The organism is Arenibacter arenosicollis, assembly GCF_014397245.1.
Taxonomy (GTDB): Bacteria; Bacteroidota; Bacteroidia; order Flavobacteriales; family Flavobacteriaceae; genus Arenibacter; species Arenibacter arenosicollis.
Window position 1 is genome coordinate 38,436 of record NZ_JACLHY010000025.1, and the last position, 16,611, is coordinate 55,046.

Consider the following 16,611-nt stretch of genomic DNA (forward strand, 5'->3'; position numbering starts at 1 on the left):
GGGTTTTCAATTTAATTTCAAATCAAGTGGTTTAGACTTTGGGCGGCAGGGCTATATAGCAAGGTGGCCATTACAACGGCTTGCTCCTCGATCATTTTTTATTCATCCTCCGGTACATTGCTTTTTAAAGGTATTCATGATTGCTGAACATTTGGACGCTGCTAAAATGAACAAAACACGAACTGCAAAATAGTATATTCTAACTTTTTCAGGCTGACCCACATCTTTTGAAATTGACCCGACAAAAGCTAAAAGCCCATAAAAAAAGGGAACCGATGGGTTCCCTTTTTGTCTTATATATCGTAATCCTATTCGTTGCGCTTTGCTTTTTTAGCAGCGCGTTTCTCCTTAAAGATTTCAAGTAGAGCACCACCTATCCAATAGGGTATAACAAATGTCAACAGAAAAATCATCAACCAAAAACCGATGGTTAAGATGGTCAAAAATGCTAAAAACCCTAGATATTGGTCAAAATCGAACATGATTGGTATGTTTTTTTTAATTGTGGTACAAAGATATCAAAATCTATGTTATTATTCCAAGGGCTATTAAAAATAATTTGTACAATTAAGGCATAAATTTTTCCCTGCTTATCCTCACTATAGACCATATCTTAGAAACCGAACAAATCCCAAACCAAAGAATCAATACCAATGTGTCTTTTTATTTTAAGTTGTCCAGTATAAAATCCAGGGTCCTATTCTTATTGCAATTTTCTCTAAAGGCCAGATTGGTATGGGTCAAATCATTTGCTAGGCCCAAGTCTTTTAAACGATTTATGGTAGCTTCGGATTCCATGGTTACCTTACCTGTCAACAGAGTATCCATAGATAATCCATTCTTGTGCCGTTTGTAGATCTTTTTCAATCCACTTAAATACAAGCGGTCTTTGGTAAATCCACCGCCTCTATGGACTCGCATAGTAATGGTAAAAGCTTTATTTCTATCCAACTTGTACTGCCCATGGAGCATGTCGAAGGTATCAGAAAAACTATATCCTTTTATTAAACTATCGGAGGCCAAGACCCTGTAGGCTAACTCCTTTAATCTTTTCAAGGTAAGGGCGCCACTCATATACTCGCTAAAAACAGCCAAACCTTCTTGGGTTTCAACATTTTTGGGAAATCCATTCGAAAAAACCTTAAGAGGCTGCAATGTGCCGTTATAAGTAGTCACCAAATGGACACCTATCTCATGATTGGCCAGAGTAAGTAATTGGTTCCTGCTAAAAGTGGCATTTTTTTTAATTAAAAGGGATTGGGTATTGTTGCTCACCATGGCATCTGCTGCAATACTATTGGAGAATGCAATATTCAAGGGAAATTTATATTGCTGTGCAAACTCCTCAAAATAAGACTTTGCATCCTCAGGAGTATATGTTTTTTCCATATCCCTTGTATCGGGTTCATCGCCGGCATGAAGAATAAATCTGGCATTCTGTACATCCTTTTCAGTGGGAGAGCCATAAACCCTGAGAGAATTATAATAGAACTTTTTACCATGACCAATGGTCTCTATGCACTGTATCATATTGGCATAGTAATATACCACCTCCTGATAAAATTTCCTTATCTGTTCATCCTTGATGCGCTCCAATCGTTGTGAGAAGAACAGTCTGTGTAATTTATAAGGGTCAAATTGAAGTTTTTTATACTTAAATACAGGCTCCTCTACATACTTGGAAGAAAAAAACCGATGTTTTTCCTTTTCAATATTTAGCGGGTTTAAATAGGTAAGTAATTCAATTTTCTTCACCAGTCGGTCTAGGTTGGCATCTATTTCGAATACATTCGGAAACTGCCGTACTACCTCCTGTGGCACATTTTCTTTAATCATATAACCATATCTACGAATTACAAGAACCTAGAAACTCTCTATCTAAAATATAAAGCACTATAAATCATTAAATCCATTCAGCTACTAGTACACCAAGAATTAATAGACAGTAGATTATTTGGGCTGTTTATAATGATCGCTCCATTCTTTCACTTTAGGCTCTCCTAATTTATCAACAGACTTTGCAACCATCATGGACACCGCAGCATCTCCCGTAACATTAACTACCGTTCTACACATATCCAAAGGCCTATCTACCGCAAAGATCAATGCCAGTCCAGCCTCAGGTATTCCTGCCTGGGCCAAAACAATGACCAGCATAACCATACCGGCACCTGGTACGGCCGCACTACCTATAGAAGCCAAGGTGGCCGTAACAATAATCCCCAGTTGGGCGCCAAAGCTTAGATCCATTCCAAATGCTTGGGCTATAAATACCGCTGCCACAGCCTGATAAAGACTGGTGCCATCCATATTAATGGTGGCGCCAATGGGCAATACAAAACTGGTAACTTCCTCCTCTACCCCCAAATGTTCCTCTACACGCTCCATGGTCACTGGTAATGTAGCGGCACTGGAGCTGGTAGAAAATGCCAACAATTGAGCTGGGGAAATTCCGTTGATAAAAAACGACGGACTGCGTTTGGTAAAGATCCATACCAACGAAATGTAAACGCCGATCATTAATATTAACCCTAATAGTACGCTAACCGAGTACCATCCCAAAGCTTTAAAAAGGTCTAAACTAGGAGATTCAACCACCAAAGCGGCCAACAAGGCAAAAACTCCATAGGGAGCCGCCAACATAATCAAATCTATCAACTTTAGAATTACCTCATTAAATCCGTCAAAAAATTTCTTAACCGGGGCAGCTTGCTCTTCTGGAATCAAAATAAGTCCTATCCCGAAGAAAATTGCAAAAAAGATGACCTGTAACATATTTCCGTTATCACTGGCCGCTGCAAAAATATTACTGGGCACCAAGTCTTCCAAGGCTCGTAGAGGTCCGGATTCCCTTTGTTCATTGGCCTGGGCTATTTTAGAATCGGCATCACCTTTGTAATTGTCCACCAACTCGTTCCGTGTCTCTTCGCTAATTGAAGATCCCGGCTTTATTACATTCACTATAGTAAGACCAATGGAAACGGCAATTACAGTAGTTACAATATAAATTCCAATAGTCCTCCCTCCCATTTTGGAAAGTTTGGAAATATCTTTTAGGTCAGAAACCCCCTTGATCAAGGAAGCTAAAATTAATGGAACTGCTATGAGTTTTAAGGAATTAATAAAAATATTCCCGAACGGTTTGATCCAATCGGAAACTATTTTGGGACCCCAATCAAACTGAACCATGGCCAAGGCAAAAAGAACTCCGCCCACCATTCCTAATATAATTTGCCAGTGCAATTCCAACTTCCTCATAAAAACAATGATTTAGATTGGAAAGATAGTATTTTGTGGTACAAAGCACCAAAAAATATAGGGCTATAATTTAATGGTCCTATTAAGCAATGTAAAATCTGCCATTACCAAAGCTGCCATAGCCTCTACTATTGGTACCGCTCTGGGAACTACGCATGGGTCGTGCCGGCCCTTACCCTGAGTGGTTACTTTATTGCCTTCCCTGTCTATAGTGTCATAGGCCTGAATTACTGTGGCTACGGGCTTAAAGGCTATATTGAAGTAAATATCCATTCCGTTGCTTATACCTCCTTGAATACCTCCACTATGATTGGTTTTTGTGGTACCATCCGTATTAAATTGGTCGTTATGGGCACTACCTTTCATCTTCACCCCTTCAAATCCACTACCGTACTCAAAGCCTTTTACGGCATTGATGGAAAGCATAGCTTTACCCAATTCGGCATGCAGCTTGTCAAAAACAGGTTCCCCTAAGCCTATCGGAACATTTTGGATAACACAGGTTATAATCCCACCAATGGTATCGCCTTCTTTTTTTATTTTTTTGATGTAGTCTTCCATTTTCGCTGCCATGGCGGTATCCGGACATCGTACTGGATTGGATTCTATAAGTGAAAAATCAAGTTCTTGGTAGCTTTTGTTCAATGATAGCTCCCCTACTTGGGAAACGTATGCATTTATTTTCATATCACCCAAAAATTGCTTGGCAATGGCACCGGCAACTACCCTACTGGCGGTTTCCCTTGCTGAACTTCTACCTCCCCCGCGATAATCCCTGAAACCATATTTTTGATCATAGACGTAATCAGCATGGGATGGCCTGTAAGAGTCCTTTATATGTGAGTAATCATGGGATTTCTGATTGGTGTTATGTATAGCAAAACCAATTGGTGTTCCAGTGGTCTTCCCTTCAAAAAGTCCGGAATAAAATTCAACTGTATCAGGCTCCTTGCGTTGTGTAACAATGGCTGACTGACCTGGTTTACGTCTGTCCAAATCCTCCTGAATGGCTTCCAGATTCAATTCTATGCCCGCTGGACAACCATCCAATACACCCCCAATAGCTACACCATGAGATTCACCAAAGGTGGATAATTTAAAAAGGGTTCCAAAAGTATTTCCTGCCATAATCGTAGTTAAAGGTTGTGGTTATGAAATGGTTTTAAAGGTGATACCAACTTAAAGATCCAAAGGTAAATCTTAAAACAGAGATACGAAAATTGAACCCTTGGTTATTGCAAAATAAATGGTATTTAATAAGAAACCACACCAAAAAGGTGGGGTTCGTTCCATAATCCTATTTCAATAAGCCTGTATCTTTTAAAATACGGGTCTTACGAATAAAAATAGAATTGGCCCAACTTAATAAAAACTTAACTATTTCCTTATTCTAATTTGATTTTACCTTCACCTTAAGTTTAAACTCAAAGCTTTAATTTGATGAAATTCATCTTCCGTGAAAAAGCGACAAATAGATTTAGTAGTTATTTCCGATGTACATTTAGGAACGTTCGCTTGCCATGCCGATGAACTACTTGCCTATTTAAACAGTATAAATCCCAAAAGGCTTATTTTAAATGGAGATATGGTGGACACCTGGCAATTTACCAAAAAATATTTTCCTCCTACCCACCTAAAAGTATTGAGAAAAATAATGGGCATGGCCACCAAAGGGACGGAAGTGCATTATATTATTGGAAACCATGATGAAAGGCTGCGTAAATTCAGTGGTACCTCTTTGGGAAATATTCATTTTGTAGATAAATTAATTCTTGAATTGGATGGTAAACGAGCATGGTTCTTTCACGGTGATGTTTTTGACATTTCCATTCAGAATGCCAAATGGGTGGCCAAACTAGGGAGATATGGGTATGATCTTCTAGTTCTTCTAAACAGAACCATTAATTGGATATTGATCAAATTAGGCCGGGAGAAATATTCCTTATCAAAAAAAATAAAGAGCAATGTCAAAGGTGCCGTTAGGTTTATCCAGAATTTTGAACATTCGGTCAAGGAACTGGCTATTAACAAAGGTTATGACTATGTTATCTGTGGACACATTCATCAACCCAAAAAAGAGATTCACGAAAATGAACACGGCAAATGCACCTATTTAAATTCGGGGGATTGGGTAGAAAATCTTACCGCCCTCGAATACACTTTTAAACGTTGGAAATTATATAGATACAGTTCGGATAAGCTTTCCCCCTTTTTTGCTGATGAAGAAATTAAGGGTATGGATATTCACGAATTATTGGCTGCCACAACCATAAATACAAAGTCACCAAAAAAAACTAAAACCTAAGAGTACCATTGGATGTGGTTTAATTGCAACAAATCTTTTTCCCTTAGCTGGCAGCTAACAAATAAGTTATAAGAAAAAGCCCCGTCCAATATTACTTAACTAATATAGGACTGGGCTAAAATTTCTTTATTCTAAAGTGAAAATGCATAAGCGCTTACCAATAAGCAGCCCCCTTGTTAGGCAATAAGAGCCTCCTTTAAAACGGTAATCGGATGTAATGCCTTTCTTTTGGTGCCGTCATAAATCTGATGCCTGCAACTGGTACCATTGGCAGCAATGATTACTTCATCGGCAGCCTTTCTCACCGCCGGAAACAACTTTAACTCCCCTACCTGCATACTTACCTCATAATGTTCCTTTTCATAACCAAAGGACCCTGCCATTCCGCAACATCCAGAGCTAATGATCGAAACACTGTAGTTTTGTGGAAGGTTCAATACATCAAAGGTTACCTTTTGGTTGGAAATCGACTTTTGATGGCAATGCGTATGGATCTTAACAGTCTTGGCTTCCTTGGTAAAGAGATCCGATGTCAAAACCCCGGCCTGAATTTCCTTGGCTAAAAACTCTTCAATTAAATAAGAATTGGACCCAATGGCCTCAATCTTTTTCTTATCGAACCCGAAACGCTTGTATTCATCCCTAAACGTTAATATAGCGGAAGGTTCCAAACCTAAAATGGGAAGTCTCTTATCTGTTATTTCAGAAAGTTTATCAAGATTTTTAATGGCCAATTTTTTAGCTTGTTTTAAAAATCCTTTGGAAATATAGGTACGCCCACTCTCAGCGTAAAAAAGTTCCACTGCATAACCCAGTCGCGTCAACACTTCAATGGCATCTTTTCCAAGTTCAACATCCAAGTAGTTGGTGAATTCATCTATATACAATACTACGGTAGACTTAGTGGTCTTGGATTTACCTTTAGCATTTATAAGTTCCTTATCAAAGTCTATATTGTACACTTTTGGTAAACTTCGTTGCTCTGCAACTCCGACCGACTTTTTAAGCAATCCTCCAAATATTTTGGAATCGAACATGGCATTGGTAATACCTGCCATTTTACTTCCTAATTTATTCAGTTTGGTATTATAGGCGAAAAGCTTAGCTCTGAGCGGGTAACCATTCTCCTCTTGGTATTGATAAAGAAATTCTGCTTTTAAAGTAGCCACATCCACGTTACTGGGACATTCACTGGAGCATGCCTTACAACTCAAACACAGGTCAAAAACTTCTTTTAACTCCTTGTTATCGAACTTATTGGTCTTTTCAGAGGACGTTAAAAATTCCCTTAGAGTGTTGGCACGACCGCGAGTTGTATCCTTTTCGTTTCTGGTTGCATGGTAACTGGGGCACATGGCTCCAGAAACCAAATGGGTTTTTCTACAATCCCCACTCCCGTTACATTTTTCTGCCGCTTTTAAAATACCTTCACTATCGGAGAAATCCATCAATGTATTGATCTGTGGCTCTTCCCTATCAATTTCATAGCGCAGGGATTCATCCATAGGGTAGGCATCCACAATTTTCCCTGGATTGAAAATATTATAGGGATCAAAATAGCTTTTTATGCGCTTAAGTAGCTCATAGTTCTTTTCTCCTATCATCAACGGAATAAATTCCGCCCTTACTATTCCATCTCCATGTTCCCCACTAAAAGACCCGTTGTACTTTTTGGTAAGTTTGGCAACGTCTGTAGTAATGGCCCTGAACAAAGCCACATCTGTAGATTTCTTTAAATTCAGTATTGGCCTTAAATGCAATTCTCCTGCACCAGCATGTGCATAATAAACGGCATCTTGTTTATAATCCTTCATTATTTGGGAGAACTCGCCTATAAAATCCTTTAAGTCTTCCAAAGCCACGGCTGTATCCTCTATACAGGCAACCGCTTTACGGTCACCAACAATGTTACCCAACAGTCCCAGTCCTGCCTTTCTAAGTTCAATGGCCTTATTTACATCCCCAAGTTTGAGAATAGGGTTGGCATAGCTCAATCCAGACTTCTTAACGGTCTCCAATAATTTTTGAATTTGAAGATCTAAATCCTCTTCGGTAAAGGCCTTAACCTCCAACATCAGTAATGCTGCAGGATCCCCTTCAACAAAAAATCTATTCTCCAATTGGGTACGGTTATTTTTGGTACAATCCAAAATTACCTTATCCATCATTTCACAAAGATGCAAATTGTGTCCCATCACAGGAGCAACATCCATTAAACAGTCCTCCAGTGTTTTGTAATGGGTAACCACCATTGCTGAAAGTTTGGGAGGCATCTCTGTTAATTGAAGCACTATTTCTGTGGTAAAGGCCAAAGTTCCCTCACTCCCACTCAACAATTTACAAAGGTTTATTCCCTCGTCCCCGTCACCAAAAATATTATTATGCAATAACTCGTCCACAGCATAGCCTGTATTACGTCTGTGGATCTGGGGTTTTGGAAATTCCTTTATAATTTCTGCCTGTATCTCCTTATTGCTTAGCTCTTTATGAATGTTGTTGTAAATTTCTCCTTCAAAACTGTCCAAGGACATTTTCCCCAGAAATTCGTTCATGGACAAAGTTCTAAATTCCACCTTATTACCATCGGATAAAAATGTCTTTAGGGACACCACCTGATCACGGGTAACCCCGTATTGTATAGAAGTAGTACCTGAAGAATTATTACCGACCATCCCCCCGATCATACAGCGGTTGGAGGTGGAAGTGTTTGGACCAAAAAATAGCCCATAGGACTGCAAGTAAAGGTTCAACTCGTCCCGAATTACCCCTGGCTGCACTGTGACCTGTTTTTTGTCGACATCAACAGAAAGTATCTTGGTAAAGTTTTTAGATACATCCACAACAATTCCATCACCAACACACTGACCGGCAAGGGAGGTACCGGCGGTTCTAGGAATTAGGCCAATTTTGTGTTCTCCTGCAAAAAGAATTAGTTTTTTAATATCCTCCTCAGATTTCGGGTAGGCCACTGCCATTGGCATTTTTCTATATACGGAAGCATCCGTGGCATATAGGGTCGTCATTAGTTTGTCTACAAACAAATCTCCCTCTAAATCGTCCTTTAATTTATTTAGTATATTTTTATCCAACTCGAAACAATTTTGGGCACAAAATTAAGTTTTATTGTTTCAGATTAATAATGAATTAATAATTTTTACATTAATTAACTTTAGAACACTTATGAAAATTTTAAAATTGTTTACTCTATTTATGTTCTGCTCCTGGTACTCTATGAGCGCCCAGGACATATCCGACAATACCATTGGGCTTCGCTTGGGAGACAGTGATGGCTTTGGTGCAGAAATTTCCTATCAAAAATCCTTGGATCGCGATAACAGGTTGGAAGCCAACCTCGGATGGCGGGACAGTAGGTATTTTGATGCTTTTAAATTAACGGCTCTTTACCAATGGGTTAGGCCCTTGGATGGGAACTTTAATTGGTATTACGGTGTAGGTGGTGGACTTGGAAGTGTAGATTTCGCTTCCCGACCCAATAATCAAAATGAATACTACACCCCTGATGGCGGCTTATTTGTTTTGGCTGCCGGTGATATAGGAGTAGAATATAACTTTGATATTCCTTTATTGCTTTCACTTGATTTTAGACCGGAAATTGGCATTGTAGGCTATAAAAATTTTTCGGATAATTTTGATTTTGATATCGCCCTGGGGATACGCTATCAGTTTTAACATAAACAGCTTATTACTATTTTATTAGGCCATGAATGCTCTTGTAGCATTTATGGCTTTTTTTATTACCTATATATAAGTACATTTGCGGCAATAAAAAGAAAAAAAATGAAGAAAATAGTATTGTCCCTTACTGTGATTTTAGGAGTATTAGCTTGTAACAGCAAACCGGAGGGTTACGTTTTAAACGGAACTTTAACGGGTGATGTTGAAAACGGTACTCAAATATTTATTAGAAAGATCAATGAAAGCAATCAGCCCTATGATATTGATACCACTACGGTTGAAAATGGAAAGTTTACTATAAGTGGCCCTGCCGATTCTCCGGAATTAATCTATGTTTTTATTGACAAAATACAAGGTTACACACCGGTTGTTGCAGAAAAAGGTGAAATAGAACTTACCGCCCAAAAAGACAGTTTAAATTTTGCAAAGGTCAAAGGAACCGTGCAGAACGATATATTTTTCAAGTACCTGAAAGAATCCAGGACTTTATCCGATCAGGCAGTTTCTATCCAAAGGGATATGCAAAATGCCAATGCAAGCGGCAACGAGGCCACGGTAAATTCTTTGCGTGATGAATTTACCGAACTTCAGGAAGAATATAAGAATTTTGAATTGGATTTCATTAAGAACAATCCAAATGGTCTTATTTCGGCTTTATTGATAGAAAAGGGACTTAATTCAAGGATGGTAGAGAGCGAAGAGGCTCAGAAAATGTATGATGCCCTAACTCCAGAAATAAAGGAAACACTACCGGCCAAGAACGTCCTTAAAAGTTTGGATGCAGCTAGGGAAAGGGAAGAAAAAGGCAAGAGTACTACTATAGGCGCTAAGGCTCCCGATTTTTCAGGACCTACACCAGAGGGAAAGGAATTGTCCTTAAAAGAGGCTATGGGAAAAGTGACTATAATCGATTTTTGGGCCGCATGGTGCAAGCCATGTAGAGTTGAAAACCCTAACGTAGTAAACGTTTACAATAAGTATCATTCCAAAGGTCTTAATATTATTGGCGTTTCCTTGGATCGTAAGGAAGAAGATTGGAAAAAAGCTATTGCGGACGACAACCTTACCTGGAACCATATTTCCAGTTTGGACTACTTTAATGATGCTGTTGCAAAGCTTTATAACGTAGAAGCAATTCCAGCTACTTTTATTCTTGACAAAGATGGAGTTATTGTTGCAAAAAATCTTAGAGGCCCAGAATTGGAGGCAAAAATCTCAGAACTTTTACAGTAAAATACACTGCATAAAATAATAAAGGCCCGTATATTTTACGGGCCTTTATTATTTTATGCACGTCCCGTCCCTACATTAATTTTGATCAGTGTTCAATTTTGAACAATCCGCGACCCAGCAGCACAATGGTACCCACATTAACGTTATTGATACCGAACTAAATCTTACCCATTTTACCGAGAATAAAAAGAAGTAAAATGGGCAATGCCAACAACAGCACCATTAAGGTATCCGTATAAAGTAGATCTGGTTTAAAAAACAGGGTAACAACATATCCACCAATAGCGCCGCCAAAGTGGGCGGTATGACCAATGTTCCCCAATCTTGTTTTCATACCATAAATGGAATAAAATAAATATAGAATTCCCAAAACGTAGGCAGGCAACGGAATGGGGATGAACATAATACCCAAGCGCATTCCAGGTTCCAATAGGATCGCCGAATACAGTATGCCGGTAACGGCACCACTGGCACCCACGGCGCTGTAATAAGGTTCGCTTTTATGAAAATACAATGCCAATAGGCTACCGGCAACGAGACTTATAAAATAAAGGATAACAAATTTACCAGGACCAAACCAATCAATGACCACATCGGCAAAAAAGTAAAGCGTAAACATATTAAAAAAAAGATGGGAGAGGTCTACATGTAAAAATCCGGATGTAAGCATCCTATCCTTTTGCCCTGCCTGTATGGCACTAACACCAAACTTATAACGTTCAAAGAATGTATTATCGTTAAAACCTTTTAAAGAAGCCAAGACGTTGGCGGCCATAATGGCAATGGTTGCAATATGAATGTTATTCATGAAGAAAACTATTATTTTTGGGTTCAAATATAGCTATATTTGCCCTAATTATATTTGCATGCAGTTTCTGGTCTATATTCTTGTTTACCCCTTACTATGGCTTATTTCCATACTACCATTTAGACTTTTTTACTTTTTTTCAGATTTTGTTTTTATAATTCTTTTCCATGTTGTTGGTTACCGCAAAAAAGTGGTGAAAGAAAATCTTACGCGCGCTTTTCCCAATAAAACCAAGGAAGAAATACTAAAAATTAGAAAAGATTTCTACCACCATATGTGCGATATGTTCCTGGAAATGGTCAAGACCTTGAACCTGTCCAAAGAGGAACTCAAGGAACGTTATAAGGTTGTCAACATTGAAGTGCTGCAAGAAATCGTAAAAGATAAAAGTGTACTCATTGTATGCTCTCATTATGCCAATTGGGAGTGGAACGTGAGCATCAATAATTATGTGAATGCCAAAGGATATGCCGTTTACCAAAAGATTGGGAATTCCTATTTCGACAATCTTATAAAAAAAATAAGGGCTAAATGGAATACCACCCTAATCACCCAGCAAGAAACCGTTAAAACCGTATACAGGAATGCCCAAGACGGGATAATTTCCGCTTACGGCATGGTAAGCGATCAATCCCCACAGGTAAAGAGGGCTCAATATTGGAGCGAATTTATGGGGGTCAAGGTGCCAATTTTTAACGGCCCCGAAAGTATGGCCAGAAAATTAGATCTTGCAGTGGTTTTCTTAAAGGTATCAAAAGTAAAAAGGGGATATTATCAGGCAGAATTCATTCCAATTACAACAGCTGGTAAGCAAACCAAAAAGAACGAGATTACGGACCGGTTCCTAAGGTTAACGGAACAGCAGATTTTGGAACGACCGGAGTATTATCTCTGGACCCATAAGCGTTGGAAACATAGGAATAAAGTTCCCAGCCAATTTCAGTAACCCTTTTTTCAGCCTCACATTTCCTGCATTTGTTCGCCATCCAAATCCTGCTAAAGCCACTCGATCAGGCTTGTGCCATGGGCGATTATACCATAAAAACTAAATATTTTATTTTTTTCTGCGTTATAGAATCAAATTTATTTGGAATAAATGGGATTTTGTCTTTGGAAAAACAACAAAGTGAGTAGGTTTATTTTACTTTTTTGCCTTCTATTTTACGTAGGGGGACAAAGTAATTGCTACGCTACTCCCAAGGCCATTTCCGAGCTGGGCATGGTGGATAATCTATTTTTTTATGACCACCCAGGCATAATGGAAGTATCACCTCCAACTACCAAAAACAACCATCAGGAGTTTTGCGCAGGGGACCTACCTACCTTAGCCTCCGTTCAAATAAACGAAGCCAATATTATTTGGTACGATAAAGCGTCCAATGGCACGCCCTTGGCACCAAATAGCCCCATAGAAAACAATGCAACGTATTATGCGGCTCAATTAATTGGAAACGAGGAAAGCACCCAGCGTTTGGCAGTATTCATTTCCTTGATCTCACCTTCCACTCCAACTACGAAAAACACAGTCCAGGTTTTTTCATCAACCGATAATGCTACTGTTGCAGAATTGGAAGTTGAGGAAACATACATTGTCTGGTACGATGCCCCACAGGCAGGCAATCTACTTGATTTGGATACGCCATTACAAAATGGAAAGAGCTATTACGCCGCCCAAGTCACCTCCATTTGCGAAAGTACTACTAGACTAATGGTGAAGGTTGAAGTCAACGAACCATCGGACATAAAGGTCAGCAAAACGGTCAACAACAAACACCCTATGATAGGTGAAAAAGTAGTTTTGACCATCACGGTAGAAAACGATGGTATTTCCAACTTTAACAATATTGTGGTCACAGAGCATCTAGATAGAGGCTACAAGTACGTAAATGCAAAAACTTTGAATGGTAGCTACGATCCTTCCAACCAGGTTTGGACACTTAACTCCTTACCGGCCAAAGCGACCGCAGTATTGAACCTCGAAGTTGAAACAACGGCGGACGGAAGTTACAGCAGTATTTCAGCCCTTAAGGCGTCTATGCCCCAAGATAATAATTCACAGAACAACAGTGCGGAAATTACTTTGGAACCCTCTTGCATAAAGATCTACAATGAATTTACTCCTAATGACGATGGGGACAACGACTATTTCAGAATAGATTGCATTGAGACCTTTCCGGAGTCGGACCTACAAGTATTCAACAGATATGGTGCCTTGGTCTATCAGAAAAAAGCTTATCAAAATGAGTGGCGAGGTTTAGCCAATGTTAATGGTGTTGGCAAAGGAGAAATATTGCCAACAGGAACCTACTTCTATATCCTAAAAACAGATGCTTTGAGCGAAAACAAAACCGGCTGGTTATTTTTAAGAAAAGAATAATGAGCCCTACCTTTTAAACCAATAGATGAAAACCCCCTTAAAATATTGTTTAAAGCTAATTTTACTATGTCTCCTGTTAAGTGGAGGCAGACTGGTGGCGCAGCAATTGCCACAGTATACCCAGTATATGTACAATACTTCTACAATAAATCCCGCATACGTCAATGATAACAACCGTATGGATGCCACATTGAGCTACCGGGCGCAATGGATAGGAATCGATGGTGCCCCCGAAACAAAAGCACTGACCGTTTCCGGAATCATCAATAACAGAATTGGTTTGGGCATTAATATATTTAAGGATAACATTGGACCTTCGACCGAGTTTAATTCCAACGCGGTTTTCTCCTACTATCTAAACCTAAGCAAGAAAATAAAAATGTCCTTGGGCCTAAATGCGGGTATCGATTTTTTCGAGGTAGATTATTCAAAAGGCAGCTATTACGATCAGGATGATATTCTTTTCAATTATGACAATTATTACAATGCACTCCCAGCAGTAGGAGCTGGAATTTATATTTTTAGTGACAACTGGTATGTTGGATTTTCAGTTCCCAACATGCTCATTAACCAATCCAACGTAGAAAGTGATAAAAATTTGATCCATCGGGATAACCATTTTTATTTTATTGGTGGGTATGTTATGGACCTTTCTGCCTCTCTAAAGTTAAAACCGTCTATTTTGGTCAAGACCATAGATAATGCGCCTCCAACAATAGATGCCTCCCTTAATGTACTTTTCCTTCAAAAATTTACCTTGGGGGCGTCACATAGACTTAAGGACAGTTATAGTGCCTTGGCGGGATTCCAGATTTCCAAGAACTTTTTCCTGGGCTATTCCTATGACTACAGTATATCCGATCTTGGCAATTACAATCAGGGGTCGCACGAAATAATTCTCAAGTATTTAATGCCAAGATGGGGGCCAAATGCCCGTTCACCCAGATTTTTCTAAGCAAAGACCTATGAAAATTATCCTATCCATATTCGCATTATTAATATGTAATATCCATCTGGCACAAAATTCCAGAGCGGATGCGAACGAGTATTTTCAAAATTTAAATTTTACCGAGGCCATAAATCTTTACCAGCAACTGGAAGCGAAAAAGAAAAAATCCAAACCTCTGTTCGTAGAGCGCTTGGCGGAAAGCTATTTCAGTATTAATGATTATACCAATGCTAAAATTTGGTACGAAAAATATTATACCCTTAAGGAGAAAAGAGTAGATGAAGTAACCTTTATCAGATACATACAAAGCCTAAAAGCCTGTGAGGAATATTCAGTGGCCAACAGTCTAATAAAGGAATATTACAACTATGATAAGCAAAAACTAGGTACCATCCTTGAGCAAGAAAAATATTTGGATAGCCTAATGGCCGAAGAACCCAAATACAACATTGCCAATTCAGAAATAAACTCGCCCCTTTCGGACTTCGCCCCCATGTACTACAAAGATGCCATTGTATTTTCCTCCAGTCGTGCTCCGGAGTTTTCCGAAGATGCCGAGTATTCTTGGAACAACCAACCGTATCTTTCCATTTTAGTGGCCGATAGGAACAAAACAACCGGGGAGCTTAGCGATGTACAAAAATTCCATCAGAATATTCAATCTTCCTTTCACGAAGGGACCTTGACCTATTCTTCGGATTATAAAACCGTTTATTTCACCCAAAATTATTTAAAGGGCAACGACTTACAGGTAAATCCAAAAGGGTTCTCCAATATGCAGATCTTACGGGGTGAGGTGGAAGGAGATTCCATTGTTAATGCAGTTTCCTTGAAATTCAACAATCCCAAATACTCTTTCGGGCATCCGTTTTTAACCGAAGATGGGAAGCGACTATTCTTTGTTGCAAACATGTACGGAGGTTTTGGAGAAACAGATATCTACTATGTGGATATTGATGAAGACGGAGACTTGGGCCCTGCCACCAACCTTGGACCTACCGTTAATACTTCGGGAAGGGAAATGTTTCCCTATGTTGCAGGAGAATACTTGTATTTTGCTTCGGACAGTCATTTTGGCCTGGGCGGATTGGATATTTTTAAATCTGAAATGGAATCGACCAATGCATATGGAATCCCAAAAAACATGGGAATGCCCATCAATAGCAATATGGATGATTTTGCCTTTATCATAAATGATTCGGAAAACACCGGCTACTTTTCATCCAACAGGGCCAATGGCAAAGGGGACGACGATATTTATTCTTTTAGTAAATCGGCCGAAATGATGATATATAAGGGCAATATATTGGATGATTTGTCCAAAGCTCCCATTCCGGGGGTGACTGTAAAAGTATACGACGAAAACAAACAGCTGGTTACAGAAGCCAGCACTGATGAGCAAGGTAATTTTGAAGTGGAGCTGTCCCCTAGCACCAATCACATATTCGCCTTTTTAAAGCTGGAATACAAACAAGAAATAAAGACGGTGGACAATGCAGATTCCCCAGACCTTTTTAAAGACCTTAACAACACTACCTTAATTCCATTTTCAAGTTTCGTGGTCAACGAAGGTGGAGTAGAAAAAGTTAGGGTAAACCCTATATTTTTTAATCTGAACCGATTTAATATTACCTATAAAGCGGCGGCAGAGTTGGATAAGATAGTGAGCTTTATGAACGACTTTCCATCGGTAAAAATTAAGATAGAGGCGCATACAGATTCTAGGGCCTCGGATGAATTTAATTTGCAACTTTCCGATAATAGGGCAAAATCTACCCTGGATTATCTTGTTTATATGGGCATAGACCCCTCACGAATTGAAAGTGCCATTGGCTATGGTGAGTCCCGCTTGATCAATAATTGTGCTAACGGAGTTCCCTGTAGCAATGAAGATCATTTGGCCAATAGACGTTGCGATTTTATAATTATTGGTAAATAACAGACAAAAAGTGTTAGTGTATTAGTGTTACCCATTGTCCTTATTG

General features: G+C 39.2%; 13 protein-coding genes. 7 read left to right on the plus strand and 6 right to left on the minus strand.

What is annotated here, in order from left to right; genetic code table 11:
* Positions 1-308: 308 nt before the first annotated feature.
* The 4 genes from H4O18_RS18440 to aroC all read right to left on the minus strand — a co-directional run bounded on the left by H4O18_RS18440 (position 309) and on the right by aroC (position 4,386).
* Positions 309-482: a hypothetical protein gene (locus H4O18_RS18440; protein WP_187587391.1), complete on the minus strand. Its 174-nt coding sequence runs from the start codon at positions 480-482 to the stop codon at positions 309-311.
* A gap of 181 nt (positions 483-663) precedes the next feature.
* Entirely contained in the window at positions 664-1,836 is a 1,173-nt protein-coding gene (locus H4O18_RS18445) for a peptidase MATCAP family protein (RefSeq protein WP_187587393.1), read from the minus strand.
* A 114-nt stretch (positions 1,837-1,950) separates the two neighbouring features.
* Positions 1,951-3,258 carry a dicarboxylate/amino acid:cation symporter gene (locus tag H4O18_RS18450; protein ID WP_187587395.1) on the minus strand — a complete coding sequence of 436 codons (1,308 nt, stop codon included), beginning with the start codon at positions 3,256-3,258 and terminating at the stop codon, positions 1,951-1,953.
* A gap of 63 nt (positions 3,259-3,321) precedes the next feature.
* Positions 3,322-4,386: a chorismate synthase gene (aroC, locus tag H4O18_RS18455; protein ID WP_187587397.1), complete on the minus strand. Its 1,065-nt coding sequence runs from the start codon at positions 4,384-4,386 to the stop codon at positions 3,322-3,324.
* Positions 4,387-4,714: 328 nt separating this feature from the next.
* On the opposite strand from aroC, the gene H4O18_RS18460 reads away from it, so the two are divergent.
* Positions 4,715-5,563 carry a metallophosphoesterase gene (locus H4O18_RS18460; protein WP_187587399.1) on the plus strand — a complete coding sequence of 283 codons (849 nt, stop codon included), beginning with the start codon at positions 4,715-4,717 and terminating at the stop codon, positions 5,561-5,563.
* A gap of 176 nt (positions 5,564-5,739) precedes the next feature.
* Here H4O18_RS18460 and H4O18_RS18465 read toward each other — a convergent pair whose 3' ends face one another.
* Complete coding sequence (locus H4O18_RS18465; protein WP_187587401.1) at positions 5,740-8,652, minus strand: FAD-binding and (Fe-S)-binding domain-containing protein; 2,913 nt, start codon at positions 8,650-8,652, stop codon at positions 5,740-5,742.
* Positions 8,653-8,743: 91 nt separating this feature from the next.
* Between H4O18_RS18465 and H4O18_RS18470 the strand changes: the two genes are divergently transcribed.
* Positions 8,744-9,253, plus strand: coding sequence for a hypothetical protein (locus tag H4O18_RS18470; RefSeq protein WP_187587403.1), 510 nt, complete (start codon positions 8,744-8,746; stop codon positions 9,251-9,253).
* A 108-nt stretch (positions 9,254-9,361) separates the two neighbouring features.
* Positions 9,362-10,492 (plus strand): TlpA disulfide reductase family protein, encoded by a 1,131-nt coding sequence (locus tag H4O18_RS18475; protein ID WP_187587405.1) that lies wholly within the window; start codon positions 9,362-9,364, stop codon positions 10,490-10,492.
* Between the two features lie 157 nt (positions 10,493-10,649).
* Here H4O18_RS18475 and H4O18_RS18480 read toward each other — a convergent pair whose 3' ends face one another.
* Positions 10,650-11,300, minus strand: a complete 651-nt coding sequence (locus H4O18_RS18480; protein WP_187587407.1) for a rhomboid family intramembrane serine protease — start codon at positions 11,298-11,300, stop codon at positions 10,650-10,652.
* A 58-nt stretch (positions 11,301-11,358) separates the two neighbouring features.
* Between H4O18_RS18480 and H4O18_RS18485 the strand changes: the two genes are divergently transcribed.
* From H4O18_RS18485 to H4O18_RS18500, 4 genes are all read left to right on the plus strand, one after another.
* On the plus strand, positions 11,359-12,246 hold the full coding sequence (locus tag H4O18_RS18485; protein ID WP_187587409.1) for a lysophospholipid acyltransferase family protein: 888 nt from the start codon (positions 11,359-11,361) through the stop codon (positions 12,244-12,246).
* A gap of 150 nt (positions 12,247-12,396) precedes the next feature.
* Positions 12,397-13,677, plus strand: a complete 1,281-nt coding sequence (locus H4O18_RS18490; protein WP_187587411.1) for a T9SS type B sorting domain-containing protein — start codon at positions 12,397-12,399, stop codon at positions 13,675-13,677.
* A gap of 25 nt (positions 13,678-13,702) precedes the next feature.
* Positions 13,703-14,632 carry a PorP/SprF family type IX secretion system membrane protein gene (locus H4O18_RS18495; protein ID WP_187587413.1) on the plus strand — a complete coding sequence of 310 codons (930 nt, stop codon included), beginning with the start codon at positions 13,703-13,705 and terminating at the stop codon, positions 14,630-14,632.
* Positions 14,633-14,642: 10 nt separating this feature from the next.
* The gene (locus tag H4O18_RS18500) at positions 14,643-16,565 is read left to right on the plus strand and encodes an OmpA family protein (protein WP_187587415.1); all 1,923 of its coding nucleotides are present in this window, start codon (positions 14,643-14,645) and stop codon (positions 16,563-16,565) included.
* Positions 16,566-16,611 lie beyond the last annotated feature (46 nt).

What these genes read in the sequence shown, in the direction of transcription:
- H4O18_RS18440 (WP_187587391.1), bottom strand. Translation starts at nt 482, where the DNA reads ATGTTCGATTTTGACCAATATCTAGGGTTTTTAGCATTTTTGACCATC.
- H4O18_RS18445 (WP_187587393.1), bottom strand. Translation starts at nt 1,836, where the DNA reads ATGATTAAAGAAAATGTGCCACAGGAGGTAGTACGGCAGTTTCCGAAT.
- H4O18_RS18450 (WP_187587395.1), bottom strand. Translation starts at nt 3,258, where the DNA reads ATGAGGAAGTTGGAATTGCACTGGCAAATTATATTAGGAATGGTGGGC.
- aroC (WP_187587397.1), bottom strand. Translation starts at nt 4,386, where the DNA reads ATGGCAGGAAATACTTTTGGAACCCTTTTTAAATTATCCACCTTTGGT.
- H4O18_RS18470 (WP_187587403.1), top strand. Translation starts at nt 8,744, where the DNA reads ATGAAAATTTTAAAATTGTTTACTCTATTTATGTTCTGCTCCTGGTAC.
- H4O18_RS18475 (WP_187587405.1), top strand. Translation starts at nt 9,362, where the DNA reads ATGAAGAAAATAGTATTGTCCCTTACTGTGATTTTAGGAGTATTAGCT.
- H4O18_RS18480 (WP_187587407.1), bottom strand. Translation starts at nt 11,300, where the DNA reads ATGAATAACATTCATATTGCAACCATTGCCATTATGGCCGCCAACGTC.
- H4O18_RS18485 (WP_187587409.1), top strand. Translation starts at nt 11,359, where the DNA reads ATGCAGTTTCTGGTCTATATTCTTGTTTACCCCTTACTATGGCTTATT.
- H4O18_RS18490 (WP_187587411.1), top strand. Translation starts at nt 12,397, where the DNA reads ATGGGATTTTGTCTTTGGAAAAACAACAAAGTGAGTAGGTTTATTTTA.
- H4O18_RS18495 (WP_187587413.1), top strand. Translation starts at nt 13,703, where the DNA reads ATGAAAACCCCCTTAAAATATTGTTTAAAGCTAATTTTACTATGTCTC.
- H4O18_RS18500 (WP_187587415.1), top strand. Translation starts at nt 14,643, where the DNA reads ATGAAAATTATCCTATCCATATTCGCATTATTAATATGTAATATCCAT.